Origin of the sequence: Mycobacterium sp. 852002-51152_SCH6134967 (genome assembly GCF_001667105.1) — a bacterium.
GTDB classification, from domain to species: Bacteria; Actinomycetota; Actinomycetes; order Mycobacteriales; family Mycobacteriaceae; genus Mycobacterium; species Mycobacterium neumannii_A.
The window spans coordinates 119,720-143,615 of record NZ_LZIK01000071.1; the positions used below are offsets into that span (position 1 = coordinate 119,720).

General features: G+C 67.6%; 22 protein-coding genes. 9 read left to right on the forward strand and 13 right to left on the reverse strand.

The features are described 5' to 3' along the window. The first annotated feature begins 9 nt into the window (after positions 1-9). On the forward strand, positions 10-576 hold the full coding sequence (locus A5790_RS24595; protein ID WP_066850291.1) for a TetR/AcrR family transcriptional regulator: 567 nt from the start codon (positions 10-12) through the stop codon (positions 574-576). Position 577: 1 nt separating this feature from the next. Here A5790_RS24595 and A5790_RS24600 read toward each other — a convergent pair whose 3' ends face one another. Genes A5790_RS24600 through nadA form a run of 4 tightly spaced genes read right to left on the reverse strand, consistent with a single transcriptional unit; the run spans position 578 to position 4,545 of the window. Then, positions 578-1,060, reverse strand: coding sequence for a hypothetical protein (locus A5790_RS24600; protein WP_066850295.1), 483 nt, complete (start codon positions 1,058-1,060; stop codon positions 578-580). A 22-nt stretch (positions 1,061-1,082) separates the two neighbouring features. Then, the gene (gene nadC / locus A5790_RS24605) at positions 1,083-1,940 is read right to left on the reverse strand and encodes a carboxylating nicotinate-nucleotide diphosphorylase (protein WP_066850473.1); all 858 of its coding nucleotides are present in this window, start codon (positions 1,938-1,940) and stop codon (positions 1,083-1,085) included. Continuing rightward, positions 1,940-3,505, reverse strand: coding sequence for an L-aspartate oxidase (locus tag A5790_RS24610; protein WP_066850299.1), 1,566 nt, complete (start codon positions 3,503-3,505; stop codon positions 1,940-1,942). The genes nadC and A5790_RS24610 overlap by 1 nt, the downstream gene beginning before the upstream one ends. Beyond that, the gene (gene nadA, locus A5790_RS24615) at positions 3,502-4,545 is read right to left on the reverse strand and encodes a quinolinate synthase NadA (RefSeq protein ID WP_066850302.1); all 1,044 of its coding nucleotides are present in this window, start codon (positions 4,543-4,545) and stop codon (positions 3,502-3,504) included. The genes A5790_RS24610 and nadA overlap by 4 nt, the downstream gene beginning before the upstream one ends. A gap of 47 nt (positions 4,546-4,592) precedes the next feature. On the opposite strand from nadA, the gene A5790_RS24620 reads away from it, so the two are divergent. Both A5790_RS24620 and A5790_RS24625 read left to right on the forward strand, forming a co-directional pair. Beyond that, positions 4,593-5,297, forward strand: a complete 705-nt coding sequence (locus tag A5790_RS24620; RefSeq protein WP_066850305.1) for an NUDIX domain-containing protein — start codon at positions 4,593-4,595, stop codon at positions 5,295-5,297. 42 nt (positions 5,298-5,339) lie between these two features. Beyond that, positions 5,340-6,677: a lipase family protein gene (locus A5790_RS24625; protein ID WP_066850308.1), complete on the forward strand. Its 1,338-nt coding sequence runs from the start codon at positions 5,340-5,342 to the stop codon at positions 6,675-6,677. On the opposite strand, the gene A5790_RS24630 is transcribed toward A5790_RS24625, so the two are convergent. The 3 genes from A5790_RS24630 to bioB are packed head-to-tail and all read right to left on the reverse strand — an operon-like array spanning position 6,634 to position 8,498. Next, positions 6,634-7,290, reverse strand: a complete 657-nt coding sequence (locus tag A5790_RS24630; RefSeq protein WP_066850310.1) for a DUF2567 domain-containing protein — start codon at positions 7,288-7,290, stop codon at positions 6,634-6,636. The two genes, A5790_RS24625 and A5790_RS24630, sit on opposite strands and share 44 nt — an antisense overlap. After that, the gene (locus A5790_RS24635; protein WP_064395549.1) at positions 7,287-7,478 is read right to left on the reverse strand and encodes a hypothetical protein; all 192 of its coding nucleotides are present in this window, start codon (positions 7,476-7,478) and stop codon (positions 7,287-7,289) included. The genes A5790_RS24630 and A5790_RS24635 overlap by 4 nt, the downstream gene beginning before the upstream one ends. A 24-nt stretch (positions 7,479-7,502) precedes the next feature. Continuing rightward, the gene (bioB, locus tag A5790_RS24640) at positions 7,503-8,498 is read right to left on the reverse strand and encodes a biotin synthase BioB (protein ID WP_066850314.1); all 996 of its coding nucleotides are present in this window, start codon (positions 8,496-8,498) and stop codon (positions 7,503-7,505) included. Between the two features lie 142 nt (positions 8,499-8,640). Here bioB and A5790_RS24645 point away from each other — a divergent pair, with 142 nt between their 5' ends. Further along, on the forward strand, positions 8,641-9,219 hold the full coding sequence (locus A5790_RS24645; protein ID WP_066850317.1) for a TetR/AcrR family transcriptional regulator: 579 nt from the start codon (positions 8,641-8,643) through the stop codon (positions 9,217-9,219). Here the strand turns inward: A5790_RS24645 and A5790_RS24650 are convergent. Next, on the reverse strand, positions 9,216-9,989 hold the full coding sequence (locus A5790_RS24650) for a hypothetical protein (protein ID WP_066850320.1): 774 nt from the start codon (positions 9,987-9,989) through the stop codon (positions 9,216-9,218). The two genes, A5790_RS24645 and A5790_RS24650, sit on opposite strands and share 4 nt — an antisense overlap. A gap of 80 nt (positions 9,990-10,069) precedes the next feature. Between A5790_RS24650 and A5790_RS24655 the strand changes: the two genes are divergently transcribed. Further along, positions 10,070-10,405, forward strand: a complete 336-nt coding sequence (locus tag A5790_RS24655; RefSeq protein WP_066850321.1) for an MmcQ/YjbR family DNA-binding protein — start codon at positions 10,070-10,072, stop codon at positions 10,403-10,405. On the opposite strand, the gene A5790_RS24660 is transcribed toward A5790_RS24655, so the two are convergent. The 4 genes from A5790_RS24660 to A5790_RS24675 form a co-directional block, all read right to left on the reverse strand. Further along, complete coding sequence (locus A5790_RS24660) at positions 10,398-10,919, reverse strand: 2'-5' RNA ligase family protein (RefSeq protein WP_066850322.1); 522 nt, start codon at positions 10,917-10,919, stop codon at positions 10,398-10,400. The genes A5790_RS24655 and A5790_RS24660 overlap by 8 nt on opposite strands. A gap of 2 nt (positions 10,920-10,921) precedes the next feature. Continuing rightward, positions 10,922-11,587, reverse strand: coding sequence for a dethiobiotin synthase (gene bioD / locus A5790_RS24665; protein ID WP_066850323.1), 666 nt, complete (start codon positions 11,585-11,587; stop codon positions 10,922-10,924). Continuing rightward, positions 11,584-12,732 carry an 8-amino-7-oxononanoate synthase gene (locus A5790_RS24670; RefSeq protein ID WP_066850325.1) on the reverse strand — a complete coding sequence of 383 codons (1,149 nt, stop codon included), beginning with the start codon at positions 12,730-12,732 and terminating at the stop codon, positions 11,584-11,586. The genes bioD and A5790_RS24670 overlap by 4 nt, the downstream gene beginning before the upstream one ends. 85 nt (positions 12,733-12,817) lie before the next feature. Continuing rightward, a complete protein-coding gene (locus tag A5790_RS24675) occupies positions 12,818-14,116 on the reverse strand; it encodes an adenosylmethionine--8-amino-7-oxononanoate transaminase (RefSeq protein WP_066850327.1) in 1,299 nt (432 codons plus the stop codon). Positions 14,117-14,148: 32 nt separating this feature from the next. On the opposite strand from A5790_RS24675, the gene A5790_RS24680 reads away from it, so the two are divergent. From A5790_RS24680 to treZ, 4 genes are read left to right on the forward strand one after another with little or no spacing between them, the layout of a single operon-like run. Beyond that, positions 14,149-16,326 carry an acyltransferase family protein gene (locus A5790_RS24680; protein ID WP_066850328.1) on the forward strand — a complete coding sequence of 726 codons (2,178 nt, stop codon included), beginning with the start codon at positions 14,149-14,151 and terminating at the stop codon, positions 16,324-16,326. Next, positions 16,326-18,476, forward strand: coding sequence for a glycogen debranching protein GlgX (gene glgX / locus A5790_RS24685; RefSeq protein WP_066850474.1), 2,151 nt, complete (start codon positions 16,326-16,328; stop codon positions 18,474-18,476). The genes A5790_RS24680 and glgX overlap by 1 nt, the downstream gene beginning before the upstream one ends. After that, the gene (gene treY, locus A5790_RS24690; protein ID WP_197696882.1) at positions 18,476-20,809 is read left to right on the forward strand and encodes a malto-oligosyltrehalose synthase; all 2,334 of its coding nucleotides are present in this window, start codon (positions 18,476-18,478) and stop codon (positions 20,807-20,809) included. The genes glgX and treY overlap by 1 nt, the downstream gene beginning before the upstream one ends. Beyond that, the gene (gene treZ, locus A5790_RS24695; RefSeq protein WP_066850332.1) at positions 20,802-22,526 is read left to right on the forward strand and encodes a malto-oligosyltrehalose trehalohydrolase; all 1,725 of its coding nucleotides are present in this window, start codon (positions 20,802-20,804) and stop codon (positions 22,524-22,526) included. The genes treY and treZ overlap by 8 nt, the downstream gene beginning before the upstream one ends. A 74-nt stretch (positions 22,527-22,600) precedes the next feature. On the opposite strand, the gene ilvA is transcribed toward treZ, so the two are convergent. Beyond that, positions 22,601-23,881 carry a threonine ammonia-lyase IlvA gene (ilvA, locus tag A5790_RS24700; RefSeq protein ID WP_066850334.1) on the reverse strand — a complete coding sequence of 427 codons (1,281 nt, stop codon included), beginning with the start codon at positions 23,879-23,881 and terminating at the stop codon, positions 22,601-22,603. Positions 23,882-23,896: the final 15 nt, after the last annotated feature.

The following is a 23,896-nucleotide window of genomic DNA, read 5'->3' on the forward strand; positions in this document are numbered from 1 at the left end:
AGTCAAGGCATGCCTCGCCCGGATCGCAGCCGCACCGCCCTGATCGATACCGCGGCGCTGCTGTTCCGCAGGCAGGGCTACGCCGCGACCGGCGTCAACCAGATCCTCGAGCTCGCCGACGTCAAAGCGGGATCGCTGTACCACCACTTCCCCGAGGGCAAGCAGCAGTTGGCGGCCGCCGTGGTAGAGCGCGTCGGGGCGGACATCGAGCAGCGACTGCGGGATCTGCTGGCCGCCGGCTCCCCCGTACCCGACCTCATCGACGGCTGGATCGACCTGATGGCCGTGGGGCTGACCTCCGATCCACGCGACGGCTGCCCGATCGAACCGATCGCCACCGAGTCGGTCGACGCCAGCGCACTGGTTCGGCAAGCGTCGGCGACGGCATTCGCCGGCTGGCGTCGGGCCATTGCGGACCGGCTGCACGCCGACGGGTGGGCACAGGACGACGCCGAGCAGACTGCGCTGGCGTTGATAGCACTCATCGAGGGTGCGTTGATACTCGCCCGGATCGCGGGTGATACCACCGCCCTCGACTCCGCGAAAGTCGCCGCCAGGACGCTGTTGAGCCGGTGAGCTACTTGCAGAGCTCGGTGATGCTCTTGTTCTGCGCGTCGGCGTCGGACAGCCGCTTCGTTTGCGCCGGATCATCATTGGGCACTCCGGCCGTAGCGTTGGCGCCGATGTCCATCAGACTGTTCGCGAACTCTTCGACTTTCTCCGCGAGCACCACCGGGGTCGCCGGATCGAGCCGGTCCAGCAGGTACTGACCTCCGTCGTACAACGAGATGCGCGCATTGGCGGCCACCGCCTGCGCGCCGGTGACGTCCTGTGGGCCGCCTTCGGGTTGCATGTTCGTGTTGAGCGTGATGCCCTTGCGGACGACGTCGGCGGCGCTACAGATCTTGGTCTTGGCCTCGGCGACCTGAGTCGAATCGTATTCAGGCTCAGACGCGCTGGTCTTGTAGAGCGTCCATCCGGCGAGCGCCAAAGCGACGACGGCTACGACCAGGCTGACGACGACCAACAAATTGAGGCGCCGCGACGAATCCTCATCCACGCGACCGATGCTATCGGGCCATTCAGATATCGAGCCCGATATCGAGCACCCGCACCGAGTGCGTGAGCGCCCCCACCGCGAGATAGTCGACACCCGTTCCCGCGTAATCCGCTGCGCTTTCCAGCGACAGCCCGCCCGACGATTCCAGTTTGGTCGCAGGCGAGCGAGAGTCGCGGCGCTGCACCGCGATCTGCGTCTGCCATACGGGAAAGTTGTCGAGCAGCACGAGTTCGACGTTCTCGGCCAGCACTTCGTCGAGTTGCTCGAGGGAGTCGACCTCGACCTCACATTCGAGCTCCGGCGCGGACGCGCGCACCGCCCGCAGTGCCGCCACCACCGACCCCGCGGCCGCAACGTGGTTGTCCTTGATCAGCGCCGCGTCCCCGAGCCCCATGCGGTGGTTGATCCCTCCGCCGACGCGCACCGCGTACTTCTGCAGTGCGCGCAAGCCCGGCAACGTCTTACGGGTGTCGCGGATCTTCGCCGCGCTCCCGGAGACGGCCTCGACCCACGTCGCGGTCGCGGTCGCGATGCCCGACAGGTGACAAACCAGGTTCAGCGTGGTGCGCTCAGCGGTCAACAGCCCCTGGGTGGGGGCTTCGACCGTGAGCACGACACCGCCCGGTTCGAGCCGGGCACCGTCCTCGACGCGATGCTTGACCAGGTAGTTATCGCAACCGATTACCTCGTCGAACGCGAGAAGTGCGATGTCCACACCCGCGATCACACCGGCCTCCCGGACCACCATGGACGCTGTGGTCCTGGCGTCGGCGGGCACCGTCGCCAGCGTGGTGACATCGGGTCCGTACCGCAGATCCTCTTCGAGCGCACGAGCGATGACGCTGCGAGCCTCAGTGAGCTCGTCGGCGGTCAGCTCCATCAGCAGCACGCTCCTGCTGGGACCAGCGTGCGTGCCCGGACGGGGTCGGTGCCCGGGTAGTCGCGGCGATGATGGCAGCCCCGAGATTCAGTCCGGGCCAACGCACCCGCGGCGACCGCCACCGCAGCGGTGGTCAGCGCGGCGTCCTCGAAGTCGGCGCGCGAGCCGATCACCTCGGGTGGCGCGGTGTCGAGTTCCTTGGCCAGGATGCGCAGGCCGTCGGCGTCGCGGACCACCCCGGCGTTCTTGGTCATCGCGCGCTGCAGATCGGCACGGGGCAGCGCACGCCGCACCACCGGCTCCGGAGGCCGCGCCGTCACCGGCCCAGCGGCCAAAGCGTATGCGGCGGCGGCCTTTCCGGCTCTGTCTCCGACGACGAGCCCCTCGAGCAGGCTGTTCGACGCCAGCCTGTTCGCACCATGCATACCCGTGCACGCCACCTCGCCCGCGGCGAACAGACCCGCGAGCTCGGTGCGCCCGTGCACATCGATCACCACACCACCGCAGCTGTAGTGCGCCCCCGGTAGCACGGGAATGGCCTCGAGCGTGGGATCGATACCGGCCGCTCGGCATGCCGCGGTCACCGTCGGGAACCGTCTCTCGAAGTTGGCGATTCGCCGCGCGTCGAGGAACACGCAGGGCGCGCCCGTCTGCTCGATGCGGGCCTGGATCGCCGCGGCAACCACGTCGCGGGGCGCCAGGTCACCCATCGGGTGAATACCCTCGGTGACCGAACGACCTTGCGAGTCAACGAGTATCGCGCCCTCACCGCGGACGGCCTCGGTGATCAGCGGACGCCTGCCCGCATTGTCTCCGTCGAAGAGCATGGTGGGGTGGAACTGGATGAACTCGATGTCGCTGACCGGAACTCCGGCCCATATGGCCAACGCGACACCGTCTGCCGTCGACCCATCGGGATTGGTTGTCGCCGAGTACAGGTGGCCCAGCCCCCCGGTCGCGAGGATCACCGACGGCGCGTGCACCACGCCGAACCCGTCGTCGTTGAGCACCAGCACACCGGTGACCGCTCCGGCGTCGTGCAGGATCTCCACCGCGACGTGGTTGGGTCGGATGTCCAGCGTGGCCGCGGCGACGTTGAGGGTTCGCTGTACCTCGGCGCCGGTCGCGTCGCCACCGGCGTGGATGATCCGGCGTCGGGAATGCCCTCCCTCACGGGTCAGTGACCATGTCCCCGGCGTCGACTCATCGAATTGTGCACCGTGTTCGACCAGTTCGGCGACCGCGCGGTACCCGTCGGCCACGATCGAGCGCACGGCGTCGGGATCACACAGTCCCGCGCCCGCGGCAAGCGTGTCGGCGATGTGCGCCTCGATCGAGTCGCCGTCCTCGCGCAGAGCGTCGGGCAGCACAACGGCGATCCCGCCCTGGGCGTAGAACGTCGCGGTGTCACCGGTCTTGCTGAGCACCACGACTTTTCGGCCAGCGCGCTGTGCGGCGAGGGCTGCCACCAGGCCGGCCACACCGGTCCCGATGACCACGACGTCGGCGCGCTGCTGCCAATGACCGGCCCACCTGCCGGCGCCGCAAGCCGCCGGACGCGTCATTCTCCGCCGCCGGGCTGGCCGATCGCGATCATGCGTTGCACGCTGGCCCGAGCCAGCCGTGCGGTCTCGGGATCGACGTGCACCTCGTCCTTGCCCTCCATAAGGCAGCGCAGCAGCGCGGCGGGGGTGATCATCTTCATGAACCGGCAAGACGCTCGGTCGTTGACAGCCATGAAGTCCACACCCGGCGCGGCGCGGCGCAACTGGTGCAGCATCCCCACCTCCGTGGCGACCAGCACCTGCTGTGCGCCGGTCTCGCGCGCGGCGTCCAGCATGCCGCCCGTCGACAGGATCTTGACGCGGTCCTCCGGGAAGGCGCCCTCGCCGGCGAGGTACAGCGCCGATGTCGCGCAACCGCATTCGGGATGAACGAACAGCTCGGCGTCCGGGTGAGAGCGAGCCTGGTCGGCAAGCTCGTCGCCGTTGATCCCGGCGTGCACGTGACACTCGCCCGCCCACACGTGCAGGTTCTTACGTCCGGTGACGCGCCGGACGTGCGCACCGAGGAACTGGTCCGGGCAGAACAGCACCTCGCAGTCTTCGGGTATCGACGCCACCACCTCGACGGCGTTCGACGATGTGCAGCAGATGTCGGTCTCGGCCTTCACCGCCGCGGTGGTGTTGACGTAGGACACCACGACCGCGCCGGGATGCTCGGCCTTCCACGCGCGCAGCTCGTCGGCGGTGATGGAGTCGGCGAGCGAACAGCCGGCTCGCTGGTCCGGGATGAGCACCGTCTTGTCCGGTGACAGGATCTTGGCCGTTTCGGCCATGAAGTGCACGCCGCAGAACACGATGGTGTCCTCGGGCACTTCGGCGGCGATCCGCGACAGCGCCAGCGAGTCACCGACGTGATCGGCGACGTCCTGGATGGCGGGCAACTGGTAGTTGTGCGCCAGCAGCGTCGCGCCCCGCAGATCGGCAAGGCGACGAACCTCGGCGGCCCACTCCTCGTCGCCGTCGACCCCGGAGAAACCGGTGGGACCGTCGACGATGCGGCTCGAGAGGTTGTCTGCGGGCATCCGGTCCAGAACCGTCATGGCCGCCTCCTTCGTCCAAATCGAGTTTTCGACTTACAATCGAAAACATGGCACATACTAGCACCGCCCACGAGGTGCTCGCCGCCGTGTTCCAGGTTCGCGAAGCCGCTCACGGGGACACCGACCGGAAACCAGCACTTCACGTGCTGTTGTGGCAGCGCGCACTCGATCCGCAACGCGGAAATTGGTCCCTTCCCGGCGGACGTCTCGGCGACGACGAGGACCTGACCAGCTCGGTACGCCGTCAACTGGCCGAGAAAGTGGACCTACGTGAGCTTGCCCACCTCGAGCAGCTCGCGGTGTTCTCCGATCCCTATCGAGTCCCCGGCGATCGGACGATCGCGTCGACCTTCCTCGGGCTGGTGCCCTCCCCCGCCGTTCCGGAGTTGCCGCCGGACACGCGCTGGCATCCGGTCAACGATCTGCCGCCGATGGCATTCGACCACGGCACCATGGTCGAGCACGCGCGCACCAGGCTCGTCGCCAAACTCTCCTACACCAACATCGGTTTCGCCCTGGCACCAACAGAATTCGCGATATCGGCATTGCGGGACATCTACAGCGCCGCGCTCGGCCACCACGTCGACGCCACCAATCTGCAACGCGTGCTCGAACGCCGCAAAGTCATCACCCGCACGGGCACCACGGCGCGGTCCGGTCGCAGCGGCGGCCGCCCGGCGGCGCTGTACCGGTTCACCGAGTCGCGCTACCGCGTGACCGACGAGTTCGCCGCACTGCGCCCGCCCGGGTGAGTCGACTGGATTCTTAACGGTTCCTTAAGTAAGAATGGCCGAATGTCTCTGGGCAATGCCGCGCCAGCATCAGGTGCCGAGTGGATCGGGCACGTACCCCACCAGGACCTGGCGCGCGGCTCCCGCCCGCTGCGTCCCGACGACGACCCGTTCTATGAGCCCCCGAGCGGCTTTCAGCACGCCGAACCGGGCACGGTGCTGCGCAGCCGCGATGTCGAGCTGGCCTTTTTCGGCCTGATTCCGCAGAAGTTCACCGCGACGCAGCTGCTGTACCGCACCACCGACATGAACGGTGCGGCGGAAGCCACCGTGACCACGGTGATCGTGCCCGCCGAGCGGACGAATCGCGACGTCATACCGGTGATCTCCTACCAGTGCGCGATCGACGCGGTGTCCTCGCGCTGCTTCCCGTCCTACGCGCTGCGCCGCAAGGCGCTGGCTCCCGGCGCGCTCGCGCAGCTGGAGTTCCTGCTGATCGCCGCCGCGCTCGCCGAAGGGTGGGCCGTTTCGGTGCCCGACCACGAGGGCGCGCACGGACTGTGGGGCACGCCGTACGAGCCGGGATACCGCATTCTCGACGGCCTACGTGCGGCAGTGAGCTGCGAACGGCTCGCGCTGGACGAATCGGCGCCGATCGGGCTCTGGGGTTACTCAGGCGGCGGGCTGGCGTCGGCATGGGCGGCCGAGATGCACAGCCAGTACGCCCCTGAGCTCAATATCGTCGGCGCCGTGCTCGGCTCGCCCGTCGGCGACCTCGGACACGCCTACCGGCGGCTCAACGGCAGCCTGTACTCGGGCCTGCCCGCGATGGTGGTGGCCGCGCTGAGCCACGTCTATCCGGACCTGGACCGGGTCATCCAGGAGCACGCCACCGACGCCGGCAAGGCGATGTTGATGCGTATCCAGGACATGACCACCGCCCAGGCTGTGCTGCGGTTCGCGGGCATGGACATGGGCAAGCTGGTCGACCGGCCGTTGAACGAGATCCTCGATATGCCCGAGGTCAAGCACGTCTTCGACAGCATCAAGCTGGGCACCGCGGTGCCAACCCCGCCCGTGCTGATCGTGCAGGCCGTCCACGACAGGATCGTCTCGGTCGACGACATCGACGAGCTCAGCGAGATCTACCGCAGTGGTGGCGCATCGGTGACCTATCACCGCGACATGTTCAGCGAACACATGTTGTTGCACCCGATGTCGTCGCCGATGGCGCTGCGGTGGCTGATCGACCGGTTCGACGGTAAGCCGTTGTCGGAGCATCTGGTCCGCACGACCTGGCCGACGCTGCTGAACCCGATGACCTATGTCGGAATGACGCGGCTGGTCCGCATCGCGTTCAAGGTGATGACGGGCCGGAAGGTGGAGCGCTCTCCGCTGTGACGTCCGCCGCGGCCGGCGGGGGCACGAACGCAGGCACCTCGACGGGCGGCCAGGCACCCAGATCGTCGCGCGCGGTGGACACCGCGGCCAGCGAGTAGACGAGCGCGGCGACCGCGGCGGGAAACAGTATGGTCAGCACCGCCTGTATCGGGGATGGCCCGAAGAAGACCGGCGGCGCCTCCACGACGTAGTACACGCGGTTCTCGGGTGTCACCGGTGCGGCGGCCATGTCGATAGTCCCGTAGCGCAGGCGCACCAAGAGCGCCCCGACACCGGCGGCCACGCCCGCGGCGAGCATGCCTCCCGTCGCCAGTGCCGCGGTCATCACCGGTCCGCGGTGCGCGCGCCACTGCCACACGGCCACCGCGGCGATGGCCCCCACGACGCAGAGCATGCCGACCAGCAGGAAAGCCGCCACGAAGAAATGGTCGCTTTCGTTGCCCAGGTGTGCGCGGACGCGGTCACCGTCGCGTGTCAGCGCCACGACACCGTGGACAGGCGGCGCCAGAAACGCCCACAGCGCGCCGACCAGCGCACCGGCCGCCGCGAGTGCCGCGACAACCGTCAGCGCTGCGCGGGTACGTGAGAATCGTGGCGGGGCAACGTCGTTCATCGCTGTTCCAGATCTTTGGAATCGGTTAGCCCGTGCCGTGAGCACTTGGCCGACCAGCCGTCGGGGCGCACTTGCACGATCATCCGCCTGCCGCATTCGGCGCAGAACCGGGGCGGCTCCAGACCCAGCTGGGCCGCGGTCGGCACAGCGGTGCCGTCGGGCTCGCCGGTGTAGACGTTGAACGCCATACTTCTACGTTCTACCGGCCGGCCTCAGAGACTGGCATTGAGCGCCTTGATCGGCATCTGCAGATCGTCGAGTAGTTCGAGGTCGGACTCGGCGGGCCGGCCCAGTGTGGTCAGGTAGTTGCCGACGATGACGGCGTTGATCCCGCCGAGAATGCCCTTCTTGGCGCCGAGGTCGCCGAGGGTGATCTCCCGGCCGCCGGCGAAGCGCAACATGGTGCGGGGCAGCGCAAGGCGGAAGGCCGCGACGGCCCGTAGCGCATCGGCAGCAGGTAGCACGTCGAGGTCGCCGAACGGGGTGCCCGGCCGGGGGTTGAGGAAGTTCAGCGGCACCTCGTGCGGATCGAGTTCAGCCAGGTTGGCGGCGAATTCGGCCCGCTGTTCGAGGGTTTCGCCCATACCGAGAATTCCGCCGCAGCACACCTCCATGCCGGCCTCGCGGACCATCTGCAGGGTGTCCCAGCGCTCTTCCCACGTGTGCGTGGTGACGACGTTGGTGAAGAACGACCGCGCGGTCTCGAGGTTGTGGTTGTAGCGGTGCACGCCCATCTCGGCGAGCTGCTCGACCTGTTCGGAGGTCAACATGCCCAGCGAGCAGGCGATCTGGATGTCGACCTCGTTGCGGATCGCCTCGATGCCGGCGGCGACCTGCGCCAGCAGCCGTTCGTCGGGCCCGCGCACGGCGGCCACGATGCAGAACTCGGTCGCGCCGGTCTTCGCGGTCTGCTTAGCCGCCTCGACCAGGCTCGGCACGTCCAGCCATGCGCTTCGCACGGGTGAGGCGAAAAGTCCTGACTGCGAACAGAAGTGACAGTCCTCGGGGCAGCCGCCGGTCTTGAGGCTGATGATGCCCTCGACCTCTACGTCGGGGCCGCACCACGCCATGCGCACCTCGTGCGCCAACGCGAGCAGGTCGTCGAGTCGATCATCCGGCAACTGCAGCACCTGCAGCGTCTGGTCCTGGTTCAGGCCTTCGCCGCGCTCGAGCACCTGCTCGCGGGCCACTGCCAGAATGTCGCTCACTGATCACCTCTCGGTACTTGCACACGTCGGCGAGCCGACACTTGAACACGTCGGCGGGCCGACACTTGAACACGTCGGCGAGCCGACAATTGAACACGTCGGCGGGCCGACAATTGAACGCCGTTCAGGTTAGGGTACGGCCGTGCAGCTTCACAAACGCGACGTGGTGGCCGCGGCGGCGACACTGTTGGACAGCTACGGTCTGGCCGACCTGACCATGCGGCGGCTGGCACGCGAGCTCGAGGTCTCCCCCGGCGCGCTGTACTGGCACTTCACCAGCAAGCAGGAGCTGCTGGGTGCGGTCGCCGACCGGATCCTCGAGCCCGTCGGTGACGCCACTGGGGCCTGGCGGGAGCGGGTGTCGAGTGTCTGTGTGGCGCTGCGCGATGCGCTGTTGTCGCATACCGACGGCGCCGAGCTGGTGTCGGCCAGCTTCGCGGCCGGTCAGTCGACCGCGATGGCACGGATCCTCGAAGGGCTCACCGAGGCCGCACGCGACGCCGGTGTGCCCGACGGCCACGCCGAGCTGGCCGCCCGCACCGTCGTCTATTACGTCCTGGGCTTCACCGTCGACGAGCAGTCGCGACTGCAGTGGGATGCCGCCGGCGCCGACCTGCCAGGCGACCGGTCGGTGTTGACCGAGGATGCGTCCGCCCGGTTCCGCTTCGGGGTGGGCCTGCTCGTCAGCGGAATCCGCGGCAGACAAGATCAACCGGTCTAGAAGCCCCGGTAATTCTCGACGTCGTTCATCCACCGAGGATCGCCGGCGTCTATCGATGCGGTGAGGGCCCACATTCGAACCCCCTCGTCGTGCCCGCCCACCATCGCGAAGCCGAGCTGGCGGTGCGTTTCGCTTGGCCCGGGTCGAATGAGCACCTCGACGATCTTGTTCGGGCGGCCCTCGGCTGTCACTCCGGCGAATTCACCTTGGTCGTAGATCGGGCTCTCATGTACGACGACGTTGTCGGCTTTGGGCGCTTCATTACCGCTTCCGACAAGAGATTCCACATCCGGGTAGGTGTGGGCCGGGTCCATCTTCAAAACGGGGGCGTACACGCACGAGAGCAGATTCTCGCCTTCGTCGGTGGGCGCCGACTTCTCGGCATAGTCGACCACGGTCAGATAGGTGTTGACGATCGCCTGGCCCGTGGCGTTCGCATCGTCGAGGGCCGCAAACGGTACGGGTGGCTTCTGACGCGAACCTCCGGAGTCGTCGAGCGCGGCGCGCCACTTGTCGCGCCAAGCGGCAGCATGCTCGTAGATGTAGGGCACGCACCGGTCGATCCGGTCGGAGTAGCTCAACTTCATGAACTCCGAGTGCGCCGAGTCGATGGTCGTTGGCGGCGGACTCGGGTGATAGAAGAAATTCATGATCAGCGATGTGCCGCCGACTACGGCGCCGATGATGGCGATCGCCGTCGTCGTCCACCAATGGTGGCGGCCCGGACTCCAACCCGAAGTCCCGGCATCCTCGTCCGATTGCTTGGCCACCGAGGCGTAAGTTACCGGACTGTCCGCCGCGAAATGGCAGATCAGCAGTGATGTCGTAGCACTCGGCTAGCGTTCCGTACGTGATCACCGTCGACGATGTGCGACGCACCACCGCGACGCTGCCCCGGTCGTCCGAGGCGGTGGTCCGCGACAGCATCAGGTTCCGGGTCGGGCGCCTCGTCTACGCCGCGTTCTCGCGCGACGAGACGGTGATGGGCGTCGCCTTTCCCAAGGAGGAGCGGGCCGCGATGGTGGCCGCCGAGCCCGACAAGTTCGCGCTGCCACGCCAGTCGGAGATGCGGTTCAACTGGATACATGTCCGGCTCGACGCGATCAGTTACAACGAACTTCGCGAGCTGATAATCGACGGTTGGCGGATGTGCGTGCCGAAAAGCGTTGGCGCAACGGTCAGCTGATCGGATACTCGACCCGGTTATCGCCGTCCCAGTGACGCAGGCCGGTCACCGCACCCCGTATGTCGCGGCCCACCGACTTGAGTGTCAGCGCCGCAGGCAGCTTGTCGGGCGCCACGCGACGCGCCAACGTCACATGCGGTGTCCACTGCCCCGGATCGGCATGGCTCAGTACGCCGTTGGGCATGTGCGACAGGCACAACTCATGCACTCGGCGATGCAACGCCAGCAGTTCTTCGGAGGGCACCACCAGCCGCACCAGCGTGAAGACGCGACTGCCGAACAGCATCGGCGCCCCGATGGTGCAGTCCAGCGGCAGCCGCTTCAGCACCGGACGTAGCGCGGTGTTGGCCGCCTCGTCGAGGCTCTCGGCGACGGTCACCGTGACATGCGGCCGATTGCTCGGCGACGTGTTGCTCGCCTGACTGCGGATCCCGGCGCGTGTCAGGTCATCCCAGACACCGCGGATCTTGGCATCCGTGTCCGGGTCGAAGACCAACTCGACCGAATGCACCATGTCTAGACCAGGCTTTCGATCCACGCGGAATCGAAGGCGTCGCCGCTCATGCGCTCGAAATCGCATGCGGTCAGCGCGCCGGCACCCGCAGGCAGAATCCCCCGCACGGGAGCCAGCTCGGCCAGCGCGGCGCGGTTGCCCTGCTCGGCGACACCCGGCGACGACGGCCACGCGCCGATCACCAGGCCGGCACACGGAATACCTTCGTGTGCAAGCGCTTCCAGTGTCAGCGCGGTGTGGTTGAGCGTGCCGAGCCCGGCCCCGACGACCACCAGTACCGGTGCACCCAGGTCGCCCGCGAGGTCGCGCAGCGTCGTCCCCGCTCCGATCTCGACGAGCAGCCCGCCGGCCCCCTCCACCAGCGTCAGCGACGCGGCAGCGGACCGCACCGACTCGACCAGTTCGGGGCGGGTCGGCAGTGTCATGCCCGCTCGGCGCGCGGCAGCGGCGGGCGCGAGCGGCTCCGGGTATCGCCATCCGCCATACAGCCGGGTCACACCCGAGAGCCGCCCGACGTCGGCGAGGTCGTCGTCGTGGGGGCTGCCGGTCTGTACGGGTTTGCACACCGCGACGTCGATGCCCGCGAGCCGGGCGTGGCAGGCCAGAGCTGCGGTGGCGATTGTCTTTCCGACGCCGGTGTCGGTGCCCGTGACGAGGAGGGTGCTCACCGGCGCGCGGTCGCCAGCACGTCAGTGAGCACCTCGGCCGCCATCCGCATCTCGTCGTCGGTCAGCGACGCCCGCGCGGTCAGTCGCAGCCGCGATGTGCCTGCCGGCACCGTCGGCGGCCGGAAGCACCCCACGCGCACACCGCGGTCCAAGCATGCCACCGCTGCGCCGAAGGCGACGTCCGCGTCGCCGAGAACCACTGATACGACGGCCGATTCGGGAAGCTCCGACACCGAGCAGATCGATGCGAGCTCCGCGGCGCGGTCGATCACGGCCCGTGCTCGCCACGGCTCGGCGACCAGAATGTCGAGCGCAGCCCAGGCCGCACCGACGGCGGCGGGCGCCAGCCCGGTGTCGAAGATGAACGGCCGCGCGGCGTCGATCAGGTGGTCACGCACGACCGTCGGGCCCAGCACCACACCGCCTTGGCTGCCCAGCGCCTTGGACAGCGTCGTGGTCATCACGATGTCGGGCGCACCGGCCAGGCCGACTTCGTGCAACAGGCCGCGTCCGCCCGTGCCGCGGACGCCGAGACCATGGGCCTCGTCGACGATCAGCAGTGCGCCGTGGCGGCGGCATGCATCGTGCAGGGCGCGCAACGGTGCGAGGTCACCGTCCGCGGAGAAGACGGAGTCCGTCAGTACCACCGCGCGCTCCTCGCCGCGCGCCGCCAACGCCGCCTCCACCGCGGCGACGTCGCGGTGTGGCGTGACGACGACCCGCGCCCGCGACAACCGGCACGCGTCGACCAACGAGGCGTGTGTCAACGCGTCGGACACCAGCAGCGACCCCGCACCCGACAATGCGACGACCGCGCCGAGGTTGGCGGTATAGCCGGACGAGAACACCAGCGCAGCCTCCGCGCCGACGAATCCGGCCAGTGCCCGCTCGAAACCCTCGTGCAGTTCGGTGTTTCCGGTGACAAGGCGCGATCCGGTGGAACCCGCACCCCAGGTACGCAACGCGACCACCCCGCCGTCGATCACCGCGGGATGCTGCGACAGGCCCAGATAGTCGTTGGAGGCCAGGTCGAGCTCGGTGCTGACCGGTGGCCGCGCACGCAGGGATCGCCTCAGCCCCGCGGCGCGCCGCTGCCTTTCGACATCGTCGAGCCACGCCAGCGGTGAGAGACCTGCGCGCGTCACCGTGCTCCTCGCATCGGACTTGAACAGCGTTCAGGTTAGGGCACCCGCGCGCGACGGCACAAATGTGCCGCGAGCGCCTGAGGAGTTAGTGGCTTGGTTCATCACCCAGGGCCCGGGCGACCGCGACCATCCCCGCGGTGATCTGCGCGATCTCCTCGGACGTGCAGATGTACGGCGGCATCGCATAGATGAGGTTGCGGAACGGGCGCAGCCACAGGCCGTGCTCCAGCGCCGCGGGCGTCGCCACCTTCAGGTCGACGGGACAGTCCATCTCGATGACGCCGATCGCGCCGAGCACCCGCACATCGGCCACCCCGGGCAGCGACGGCGCGGAGGCCAGCCCCGAGCGCAGTCCCGCCTCGATCTCGCGGACCCGCGTGCGCCAGTCCTGGTCGAGTAGCAGTTCGACCGCGGCGACCGCGACCGCGCATGCCAGCGCGTTGGCCATGAACGTGGGGCCGTGCATCAGGGCGCCCGGCTCGTTCGAGCTGATCGTGTGGGCGACCTCCCGTGTGCAGAGCGTCGCCGCCAGCGTGATGTAGCCGCCGGTGAGCGCCTTGCCGACGCACATGATGTCGGGGCTCACGCCCGCGTGGTCGGCCGCGAACAGTTCACCGGTGCGGCCGAAGCCGGTCGCGATCTCATCGAAGATCAGCAGCACCTCGTACCGGGAGCAGATGTCGCGCAGCTCCGCGAGGTAGCGGGGGTCGTGGAACCGCATCCCGCCCGCGCCTTGCACGACGGGTTCGACGATCACCGCGGCCAGTTCGTCGGCGTGTTCGGCCAATTGCGTCTCGAACGACTCGACGTAACCGGCGTCGTAGTCGCGCGGCACCGGCGGTGCGAACTCCTGGGCGACCAACACGTCCGTCCACAGCTCGTGCATCCCGCCGTCCGGGTCGCACACGCTCATCGGGGTGAAGGTGTCGCCGTGGTACCCGCCGCGCCACGTCATCAGGCGATGCTTGGCGCCTCGGCCCCGGCTGCGCCAGTACTGCAGCGCCATCTTCACGGCCACCTCGACCGACACCGACCCTGAGTCGCTGAAGAACACGGTGTCCAGGCCGTCGGGAGTGATTTCGACCAGTAACTGCGCGAGCCGTGCGGCCGGTTCGTGCGTGAGCCCGCCGAACATGACGTGATTCATGGTGGCGAGCTGCTCGGTGATCGCCGCGTCGAGCACCGGATGACCATGGCCGTGGATCGCGGTCCACCACGACGCCATCGCGTCGAGAACCCGCACCTCGCGCCCGTCGTGATGGAGGCTGAGCCAAGCGCCGCGGGCACCGACCGCGACGACGGGAGCCAAGGCTTCCGCGCCGATCGTGCTGTAGGGATGCCAGACGTGGGCGGCGTCGATCGCACCGATCTCGGCGGGCGTCATGGCTGGCACCTTCGGTAGATTATCGGTCGACCATGATGACCCTCGCCCCTCCCCGGTCGGCGCCCGTCAGCTATCCGGGACGTCCGTTGCGCGCCGCGAAAGCCTCGACCGGCACCCGCTCCTCAGCGGCTTACCGGCATGACCTCGACGGTTTGCGCGGTATCGCGATCGCACTCGTCGCGGTGTTCCACGTGTGGTTCGGCCGGGTGTCCGGCGGTGTGGACGTGTTTCTGGCGCTGTCCGGCTTCTTCTTCGGCGGCCGGTTGCTGCGCTCGGCGATGACGCCGGGCGTGTCGCTGCGGCCGCGTCCGGAGGTGACGCGGCTGATCCGGCGGCTGCTGCCCGCCCTGGTCGTCGTGCTCGCGGCGTCCGCGGTGCTGACCGTCCTGATCCAGCCGCAGACGCGATGGGAGACGTTCGCCGACCAGAGCCTGGCCAGCCTCGGCTACTTCCAGAACTGGGAACTGGCCAACTCCGCGTCGAACTACCTGCGCGCGGGTGAGGCGGTCAGCCCGCTGCAGCACATCTGGTCGATGTCGGTGCAGGGCCAGTTCTACATCGCGTTCCTGGCGATAATCTTCCTGTCCGCCTTGCTGTTTCGCCGGGTCTTCGGCCGATACACCCGTGTGGCGTTCGTCGTGCTGCTCAGCGCGCTGACCATCGCGTCGTTCGTCTACGCCGTTCACGCCCACAACGCCGACCAAGCCACTGCGTACTACAACAGCTTCGCCAGGGCGTGGGAGCTGCTGCTCGGTGCGCTGGTCGGTGCGCTCGTGACACATCTGCGGATGCCGATGTGGCTGCGGACGATGGCCGCGGTGGTGGCGCTGGCGGCGATCCTGTCGTGCGGCGCGCTGATCGACGGCGTCAAGGAGTTCCCCGGGCCGTGGGCGCTGGTCCCCGTCGGCGCCACCATCCTGTTCATCCTGTCCGCGGCGAACCGGGTGGCCGACCCGCACACCGCAGGACGGATGCCGCTGCCCAACCGGCTGCTGGCCACGGCGCCCTTCGTATCGCTGGGGGCGATGGCCTACTCGCTGTATCTCTGGCACTGGCCGCTGCTGATCTTCTGGCTGTCCTACACCGGCCACAGCCGCGCCACCTTCCTCGAAGGGGCGGTGGTTCTGCTGTTGTCCGGGGTGCTGGCGTGGTTGACCACCAAGTACGTCGAGAACCCGCTGCGCTACCGCAGTTCCTCGGCCCAACGCACGGCCGCGCCGAAGAAGGCCCGCCGGCGCAGGCCGCCGGTGGTGCTGGGGTCCGTGGTCGCCCTGCTGGGTGTGGCGTTGACCGTCACCTCGTTCACCTGGCGTGAGCACGTGCTCGTCCAACGCACCAACGGGGCAGAGCTCGTGTCGCTTTCGACACAGGACTACCCCGGCGCCGCTGCTCTGCTGAGCAATGCCAGGGTGCCCAAGCTTCCGATGCGCCCGAGCGTGCTGGAGGCCAAGAACGATCTGCCGGAGACCACTGAGGACGGGTGCATCAGCGACTTCGAGACCGTCGACGTGATCAACTGCACCTACGGTGACAAGAACGCCAAGCGCACCATTGCGCTGGCCGGCGGATCGCACGCCGAACACTGGATCACCGCGCTCGACCTGCTCGGCAAACGGCACCACTTCAAGGTGGTCACCTACCTGAAGATGGGCTGCCCGCTGACCACCGAGCAGGTGCCGCTGGTGATGGGCGACAACCGCCCGTACCCGAAGTGCCACGAGTGGAACAAGCGAGTGATGGCCCAGATCGTGGCCGACCGGCCCGACTACGTCTTCACCACCTCCACGCGGCCATGGAACATCAGGGCCGGCGATGTGATGCCCTCGACGTATGTCGGCATCTGGCAGGAATTGTCCGCCAACAGGATCCCGATCCTGGCCATGCGGGACACGCCGTGGTTGGTCCGCAACGGTGAACCGTTCTTCGCCGCTGACTGCCTCGCGGGCGGCGGTGACGCTATCTCCTGTGGAACACGGCGATCCGACGTACTCTCGGAGCGCAACCCGACACTCGATTTCGTCAAGCGATTCCCGTTGATGAAGCCGCTCGACATGAGTGATGCGGTGTGCCGCAAGGACATTTGCCGGGCCGTGGAGGGGAACGTGTTGCTCTACCACGACGCTCATCACATCTCGAAGACGTATATGCGCACGATGGCGCCCGAACTCGGAAGGCAGATCGCCGCCGCCACCGGTTGGTGGGTTGGCTGATGCCTTCCGGCGAACCGGCGGCGGTACCCACCGTCTGGCCGGGAGTGGCGTATCCGCTGGGCGCAACCTACGACGGCGCGGGCACCAACTTCTCGGTGTTCTCCGAGGTGGCCGATCGGGTCGAGCTCTGCCTGATCGGCAAGGACGGCAGCGAAGAGCGCATCAACCTCGAAGAGGTCGACGGCTACGTCTGGCACTGCTACCTGCCGACGGTCACCCCGGGACAGCGCTACGGCTTTCGCGTGCACGGCCCGTGGGACCCCGCGGCCGGCCACCGGTGCGACCCGAGCAAGCTGCTGCTCGACCCGTACGGCAAGTCGTTCCACGGTGACTTCGAGTTCTCCCAGGCGCTGTTCTCCTACGACTTGAACGCCGAGGATCTCGCCTCCGGCGGCACCCCGCCCCGCATCGACTCCCTCGGGCACACCATGACCAGCGTCGTGATCAACCCGTACTTCGACTGGGTTTCGGACCGCGCACCGCGCACGCCGTACCACGAGACGGTGATCTACGAGGCCCACGTCAAGGGCATGACGCAGCGACATCCCGGCATCCCCGACGGGCTCCGCGGCACCTACGCCGGCCTGCACCACCCGGTGATCATCGACCACCTGAAGTCGCTGAACGTGACCGCCATCGAATTGATGCCGGTGCACCAGTTCCTCCACGACCACCGGCTCATCGACCTCGGGCTGCGAAACTACTGGGGCTACAACACTTTCGGGTTCTTCGCACCACACCACCAGTACGCGGCCAACAAACACGCCGGCGGTGCGGTCGCCGAGTTCAAGACCATGGTGCGCGCATTCCACGAGGCCGGGATCGAGGTCATCCTCGACGTGGTCTACAACCACACCGCCGAGGGCAACCACCTCGGTCCGACACTGAACTTCCGGGGCATCGACAACGCCGCCTACTACCGGCTACTCGACGGCGATCTGCGCCTGTACAAGGACTTCACCGGCACCGGCAACAGCCTCAACGCCCGCCATCCCCACACTCTGCAGCTGATCATGGACTCGCTGCGCTACTGGGTGATGGAGATGCACGTCGACGGGTTCCGTTTCGACCTTGCCGCCACCCTGGCCCGCGAGTTCTACGACGTCGACCGCTTGAGCGCGTTTTTCGACCTGGTGCAACAGGATCCGGTGGTCAGCCAGGTCAAGCTGATCGCCGAACCGTGGGACGTCGGCGAAGGTGGCTATCAGGTCGGCAACTTCCCAGGTTTGTGGACCGAGTGGAACGGGAAGTATCGCGACACTGTGCGTGATTACTGGCGGGGCGAGCCCGCAACCCTCGGCGAGTTCGCATCGCGGCTGACCGGTTCGTCCGACCTCTACGAGGCGACCGGCCGGCGCCCTAGTGCGAGCATCAACTTCGTCACCTGCCACGACGGCTTCACGTTGAACGACCTGGTGTCCTACAACGAGAAACACAACGAGGCCAACGGCGAGGACAACCGCGACGGCGAGAGTCACAACCGGTCGTGGAATTGCGGCGTCGAGGGTCCGACCGACGATCCGGACATTCTGGCGCTCCGCGGTAAGCAGATGCGCAACATCATGGGCACGTTGATGGTTTCGCAGGGCACGCCGATGATCTCGCACGGCGACGAGATCGGCCGCACCCAGCGGGGCAACAACAACGTCTACTGCCAGGACTCCGAGCTCTCCTGGATGGACTGGTCGTTGTGCGAGAAGAATGCCGACCTGCTCGAGTTCACCCGCAAAGTCACCCAGCTGCGCAAGGACCACCCGGTGTTCCGCAGGCGCAGGTTCTTCGAGGGCAAGCCGATCCGCAGCGGCGATCAGGTGCGCGACATCGCGTGGTTGACCCCCGCCGGTGAGGAGATGACCATCGAGGACTGGGGCACCGGGTTGGGCAAATGTGTTGCGGTGTTCCTCAACGGTGACGCCATCTCGGCGCCGAACGAACGCGGAGAGCGAGTCGTCGACGACTCGTTTCTGTTGTGTTTCAACGCCCATGACCGCCCACAGCACTTCGTCACTCCCTCGGGTTACTACGCGAAGGAGTGGACCGCGGCGCTCGACACCACAGACGCCACCGGGTCCACCGAGCTGGTGGCCAAGGCCGGGGAGAAGATCTTGCTGCCTGCGCGCTCCCTGCTGGTGATGCGTAAGACGGCCTGATGGCGCGACACATTCCCGTCCAATCCACGTACCGCCTCCAGATGCGCGGTGACGCCTTCACTTTCGCCGATGCCGAGAACCTGCTCGACTATTACGCGGCGCTCGGCGTTTCCCACCTGTACCTGTCGCCGATCCTCACCGCGGCGGAAGGCTCCACCCACGGTTACGACGTCACCGATCCCACGACGGTGTCCGCCGAACTCGGTGGGCCCGAAGGGTTTGCGCGCCTGTCGCGCGCGGCCCGCGACAAGGGCATCGGCTTGATCGTCGATATCGTGCCCAATCACGTCGGTGTGGAGAAGGCGCGGGATAACGCGTGGTGGTGGGACGTGCTCAAGCACGGGCGCGAGTCGGCCTACGCTTCCTATTTCGACATCGACTGGGACCTCGACGGCGGGCGCGTCGTAGTGCCTGTGCTCGGATCCGACGACGACGCCGACGATCTCGAGGTCGACGCCAGCGGCGCTGAGCCCGTGCTACGCCTCGGCGACCTCGTCTACCCGATCGCACCCGGCACCGAGGACGGGACCGGTCCGCAGGTGCACGATCGGCAGCACTATCACCTGGTCGCCTGGAAGAACGGGTCGAGCGAAGCGACGGGGGAATTGTCCGGTATCTGCGGCTACCGCCGGTTCTTCTCGATCACCTCGCTGGCCGGCTTGCGCCAAGAGGACCGCGCCGTCTTCGATGCCACCCACGCCGAGGTGAAACGGTGGTTCGACGAGGAATTGGTCGACGGCATCCGCATCGACCACCCGGACGGGCTGTCGGACCCGGCCGGCTATCTGACCTGGCTGCGCGAGCTCACCGGACCCGACGCCTGGATCGTGATCGAGAAGATCCTGGCCGCCGACGAGCCGCTGGAACCGACGCTGCCGGTCGCCGGAACCACCGGTTATGACGCGATGCGGGAAATCGGCGGCGTGTTCATCGACCCGTCGGGCGAGGAACCCCTGACCGCCCTGTTCGACTCCACAGGGTTGGCCTATAGCTCGATGCCGGATCTCGCGCGCACGCTCAAGGCGAATGCCGTCACGGTCACCCTGGGCAGCGAGCTCGCCCGGTTGCGCCGCAAGATCGTCGGCGCCATCGGAACCGACCATGACGACCTGCCTGCGGCGATCGCGGCTCTGCTCAGCCGCATCGACGTCTACCGCTCCGACTACCGCTCGCTGTCTGGTGTCCTGCCCAGCGCGCTGGCCGAGACAGCCACTGCGAAACCTGAATTGGCCGAGCCCCTGGCCTTGATCACGACCGCGCTGGCGGTCAATAACGAGGCCGAGGTCCGGTTGCAGCAACTGTGCGGTGCGGCGACGGCCAAGTCGATGGAGGACTGCCTGTTCTACCGCGACGCGCGGCTGGTCTCACTCAACGAGGTCGGTTCCGAACCGCACCATTTCGGAGTGAGCGTCGCCGAGTTCCACCAGCGGGCCGCGGTGCGTGCCCGGTTGTGGCCTGACGCGATGGTTGCGATGACGACCCACGACACCAAGCGCGGCGAGGACGTGCGGGCGCGCATCGGACTGCTGTCGCAGGTTCCGTCGCTGTGGGCCGAGTACGTCACCGCATGGGAGCAACGCACGCCATCTCCCGACCGTGCCACCGGGTTCTTCCTGCTGCAGAACATGTTCGGGGTCTGGCCTGCCGACGGCACGGTGACCGACGAGCTGCGGGAGCGACTGCACGCGTACGCGGAGAAGGCCATCCGCGAAGCCGCTGTGCACACCACCTGGAACGATCCGGACGAGGATTTCGAAACCCGGCTGCAGACCTGGATCGACGCCGTGATCGACGGCCCGGTGGCCACCGAATTGACCGGTTTGGTCGCGCGGCTCGACCTGCATGCCCGCAGCGACGCGCTGGGCCAGAAACTGTTGGCGCTCACCGCACCCGGGGTCCCCGACGTCTACCAGGGCACCGAACTGTGGGAGGACAGCCTGGTCGATCCGGACAATCGCCGACCCGTCGACTACGCGGCTCGCCGCAAGGCATTGGAGGCGATGCGCCATCCGAAGCTGCGGGTGGTCACTTCTGCGCTGGCGGTCCGGCGGGAGCGGCCCGCGACGTTTTCGACGGGCGGTTACACCCCCGTGCTGGCCGACGGGCCGGCGGCGCAACACCTCGTGGCGTTCCAGCGCGGTGGCGACGTGCTGACCGCCGTCACCCGGCATTCCGTGCGGCTCTCCGAAACCGGCTGGGGAGAAACAGCTCTCACCCTGCCCTCGGGCACCTGGGCGGACCGCATCGGCGGACGCCGGCACACCGGGCGGGTGCTGGCCGCCGAACTCTTCACCGAACTGCCGGTCGTACTGTTGGAGCGGGTCGATGGCTGAATTCAGCGTGTGGGCGCCGCGACCGCAACGGGTCCGGCTCGACGTGGACGGTGAACTGCACGACATGACCCGCTCCGACAACGGGTGGTGGCGCGCCGACGTCGAGGCCCGGCCTGACGCGCGCTACGGTTTCGTCCTCGACGACGACCCCAAAGTGCTCCCCGACCCCCGCTCCCCCCGTCAGCCCGACGGTGTGCACGAGAGGTCGCAGCTGTGGCAACCGGATCCGTCGGCATGGACGGACGCCGACTGGGCCGGCCGCTCGATCGAGGGTGCGGTGATCTACGAATTGCACGTCGGGACCTTCACTCCCGAAGGCACGTTCGACGCCTTGGCCGACAAGCTGGACTACCTCGTCGACCTCGGCGTCGACCTCGTCGAGCTGATGCCGGTCAACGCCTTCGGTGGCACCCACGGGTGGGGTTACGACGGTGTGCTCTGGTACGCGGTACACGAACCATACGGCGGGCCCGACGCGCTGGTACGCCTGATCAACGCCTGCCACGAACGCGGACTCGGGGTGCTGATCGACGCCGTGTTCAACCACCTGGGCCCCTCGGGGAACTACCTGCCCATGTTCGGGCCGTACCTGTCGGCCGGCAGCAATCCGTGGGGCGAGTCGATCAACATCGCCGACGCCGATGCCGACGAGGTGCGGCGCTACATCATCGACTGCGCGCTGCGCTGGATGCGCGACTTCCACGCCGACGGGCTGCGTCTGGATGCGGTGCACGCCCTCGTCGACACGACGGCGATCCACATCCTCGAAGAGCTATCCGCCGAAACCGATGCGCTGGCAGCAGAGTTGGGCCGGCCGCTGTCGTTGATCGCCGAGAGCGACCTCAACGATCCGCGGCTCATCACCCCCCGCGACAAGGGCGGCCTGGGGATGACCGCGCAGTGGGACGACGACATCCACCACGCGATCCACTCCGCAGTGTCCGGCGAACAGCAGGGCTACTACAACGATTTCGGAACCGTTGAGGCGCTGGCCACCACGCTGAAGAACGGTTACTACCACGCCGGCACGTACTCGTCGTTTCGGCACCGCAGGCACGGGCGACCGTTGGACACCGCCACGATTCCGGGCACCCGCCTACTGGCGTATACGTTGACCCACGATCAGGTGGGCAACCGCGCCGTCGGAGACCGGCCGTCGCAGAACCTGACGTTCGGTCAACTCGCCGTCAAAGCCGCCTTGGCGCTCGGAAGCCCGTATACGGCCATGCTTTTCATGGGCGAGGAATGGGGGTCGTCGTCACCGTTCCAGTTCTTCAGCTCACATCCGGAGCCCGAACTGGCGCGGGCCACGGCCGAGGGCCGCAAGCGCGAGTTCGCCGAGCACGGCTGGGACGCCGACGAGATCCCCGATCCGCAAGACCCCGAGACGTTCGAGCGCTCGAAGCTGAAGTGGGATGAGATCGACGAGGGCGACCACGGCCGGCTGCGGCGGGTATACCGCGATCTGATCGCGTTGCGGCACAACGAGCCCGATATGGCCGACCCGTGGCTGGACAACCTCGGGATCGACTACGACGAAGACCGGCGCTGGATCGTGATGCACCGCGGGTCGCTGTCGATCGCATGCAATCTGGGCAGCGACGCCGTCGACGTCCCGGTCACCGGCGAGGTGGTGCTGGCGTGGGGCGTGCCCGAGGTCGCCGAAAAGACCACCCGCCTCGAGGGGCACTCGTTCGCGGTCATCCGCCGAAACTGAACTTATTCGCCACTTCGCGCGGAAAAGTCCTACACAGCTTCAGTTTCGACGCCGGGCGCGCGGCACCGATCATCTCAGAGCAGGTAGCGGTACGCCGGTGAGTCCGGTTCGAGCGCCTCGACGTGGATGTCCGAGGCGCGCATGCGCTCGAGCAGGCCCTCGAAGTCGGTCGCCGAACCCAACTCGATTCCGACCAGCGCCTCGCCGGTCTCGCGGTTGTTGCGCTTGACGTACTCGAACAAGGTGATGTCGTCGTTGGGGCCGAGGATCTGGTCGAGGAAACGGCGCAGCGCGCCCGGCTCCTGCGGGAAGTCGACCAGGAAATAGTGCTTGAGGCCAAGATGCACCAGCGAACGCTCCAGCACCTCGCCGTAGCGCGACACGTCGTTGTTGCCGCCCGAGATCACGCACACCACAGTCGATCCCGGCTCGATGTCAGCCTCCATCAACGCGGCCACCGACAGCGCTCCCGCCGGCTCGGCGATGATGCCCTCGTTCTGGTACAGGTCGAGCATCGCGGTGCACACGGCGCCCTCGTCGACGGTCGTCATCGACACCATGTCGCCGGCCGCCGCCAGCACCTCGTACGGCAATGTTCCCGCACGCTTCACCGCCGCACCGTCGACGAATTGGTCCACGTCGTCGATCGTCACCGGCTCACCAGCCGCCAGCGCCGCGATCATCGCGGGGGCCCCCGCCGGTTCGACGCCCAACACGGAGGTGCCGCTGGTTCGTTCGACCAGATAGGTGGTGATGCCGGCGATGCATCCGCCGCCCCCGACCGGGACGACGACGAGGTCGGGTTCGGTGTCGAGCTGATCGATGATCTCGGCGGCGATAGTGCCCTGTCCGGCCATCGTGCGCAGATCGTCGTAAGGCGGCACCAATGTCGCGCCCGTGCGGGCGATGTCTTCGGCCGCGGCGGCCGCGGCGTCGTCGTAGGTCCTGCCGCCGACGATCAACTCGATGAACTCGCGGCCGTGGTATCGGATCCGGTCACGCTTCTGCTTGGGCGTCTTGCCCGGCACGTAGACCCGGCCGCGCACGCCCATCGAGCGGCACGCCATCGCGAAGCCCTGCGCGTGATTGCCCGCCGACGAGCACACCACGCCCGCGGCCAACTCGTCGGGGGACAACTGCATCAGCAGGTTGTGCGCGCCGCGCAACTTGTAGGACCGCACCGGCTGCAGATCCTCGCGCTTCAGATACACCGCAGCGCCGGTGGCGTCCGAGAGCCTGTCGCTGAGTTCCAGCGGGCTGCGCAGCACGACGTCCGCAATTCGCTGAGCGGCCTCGTCGATATCCGCCGCACGAAGTGGCGACGTCCTCGGGCTTTGCCTCAGTTCAGCGGACACCGGTCAATGGTGCCA

Excerpts from the sequence above, each read along its gene's own strand:
- A5790_RS24595 (WP_066850291.1), top strand. The coding sequence starts at position 10 with ATGCCTCGCCCGGATCGCAGCCGCACCGCCCTGATCGATACCGCGGCG.
- nadC (WP_066850473.1), bottom strand. The coding sequence starts at position 1,940 with ATGGAGCTGACCGCCGACGAGCTCACTGAGGCTCGCAGCGTCATCGCT.
- A5790_RS24610 (WP_066850299.1), bottom strand. The coding sequence starts at position 3,505 with ATGACGCGTCCGGCGGCTTGCGGCGCCGGCAGGTGGGCCGGTCATTGG.
- nadA (WP_066850302.1), bottom strand. The coding sequence starts at position 4,545 with ATGACGGTTCTGGACCGGATGCCCGCAGACAACCTCTCGAGCCGCATC.
- A5790_RS24620 (WP_066850305.1), top strand. The coding sequence starts at position 4,593 with ATGGCACATACTAGCACCGCCCACGAGGTGCTCGCCGCCGTGTTCCAG.
- A5790_RS24625 (WP_066850308.1), top strand. The coding sequence starts at position 5,340 with ATGTCTCTGGGCAATGCCGCGCCAGCATCAGGTGCCGAGTGGATCGGG.
- A5790_RS24630 (WP_066850310.1), bottom strand. The coding sequence starts at position 7,290 with ATGAACGACGTTGCCCCGCCACGATTCTCACGTACCCGCGCAGCGCTG.
- A5790_RS24635 (WP_064395549.1), bottom strand. The coding sequence starts at position 7,478 with ATGGCGTTCAACGTCTACACCGGCGAGCCCGACGGCACCGCTGTGCCG.
- A5790_RS24660 (WP_066850322.1), bottom strand. The coding sequence starts at position 10,919 with ATGGTGCATTCGGTCGAGTTGGTCTTCGACCCGGACACGGATGCCAAG.
- A5790_RS24675 (WP_066850327.1), bottom strand. The coding sequence starts at position 14,116 with ATGACGCCCGCCGAGATCGGTGCGATCGACGCCGCCCACGTCTGGCAT.
- A5790_RS24680 (WP_066850328.1), top strand. The coding sequence starts at position 14,149 with ATGATGACCCTCGCCCCTCCCCGGTCGGCGCCCGTCAGCTATCCGGGA.
- glgX (WP_066850474.1), top strand. The coding sequence starts at position 16,326 with ATGCCTTCCGGCGAACCGGCGGCGGTACCCACCGTCTGGCCGGGAGTG.
- treY (WP_197696882.1), top strand. The coding sequence starts at position 18,476 with ATGGCGCGACACATTCCCGTCCAATCCACGTACCGCCTCCAGATGCGC.
- treZ (WP_066850332.1), top strand. The coding sequence starts at position 20,802 with ATGGCTGAATTCAGCGTGTGGGCGCCGCGACCGCAACGGGTCCGGCTC.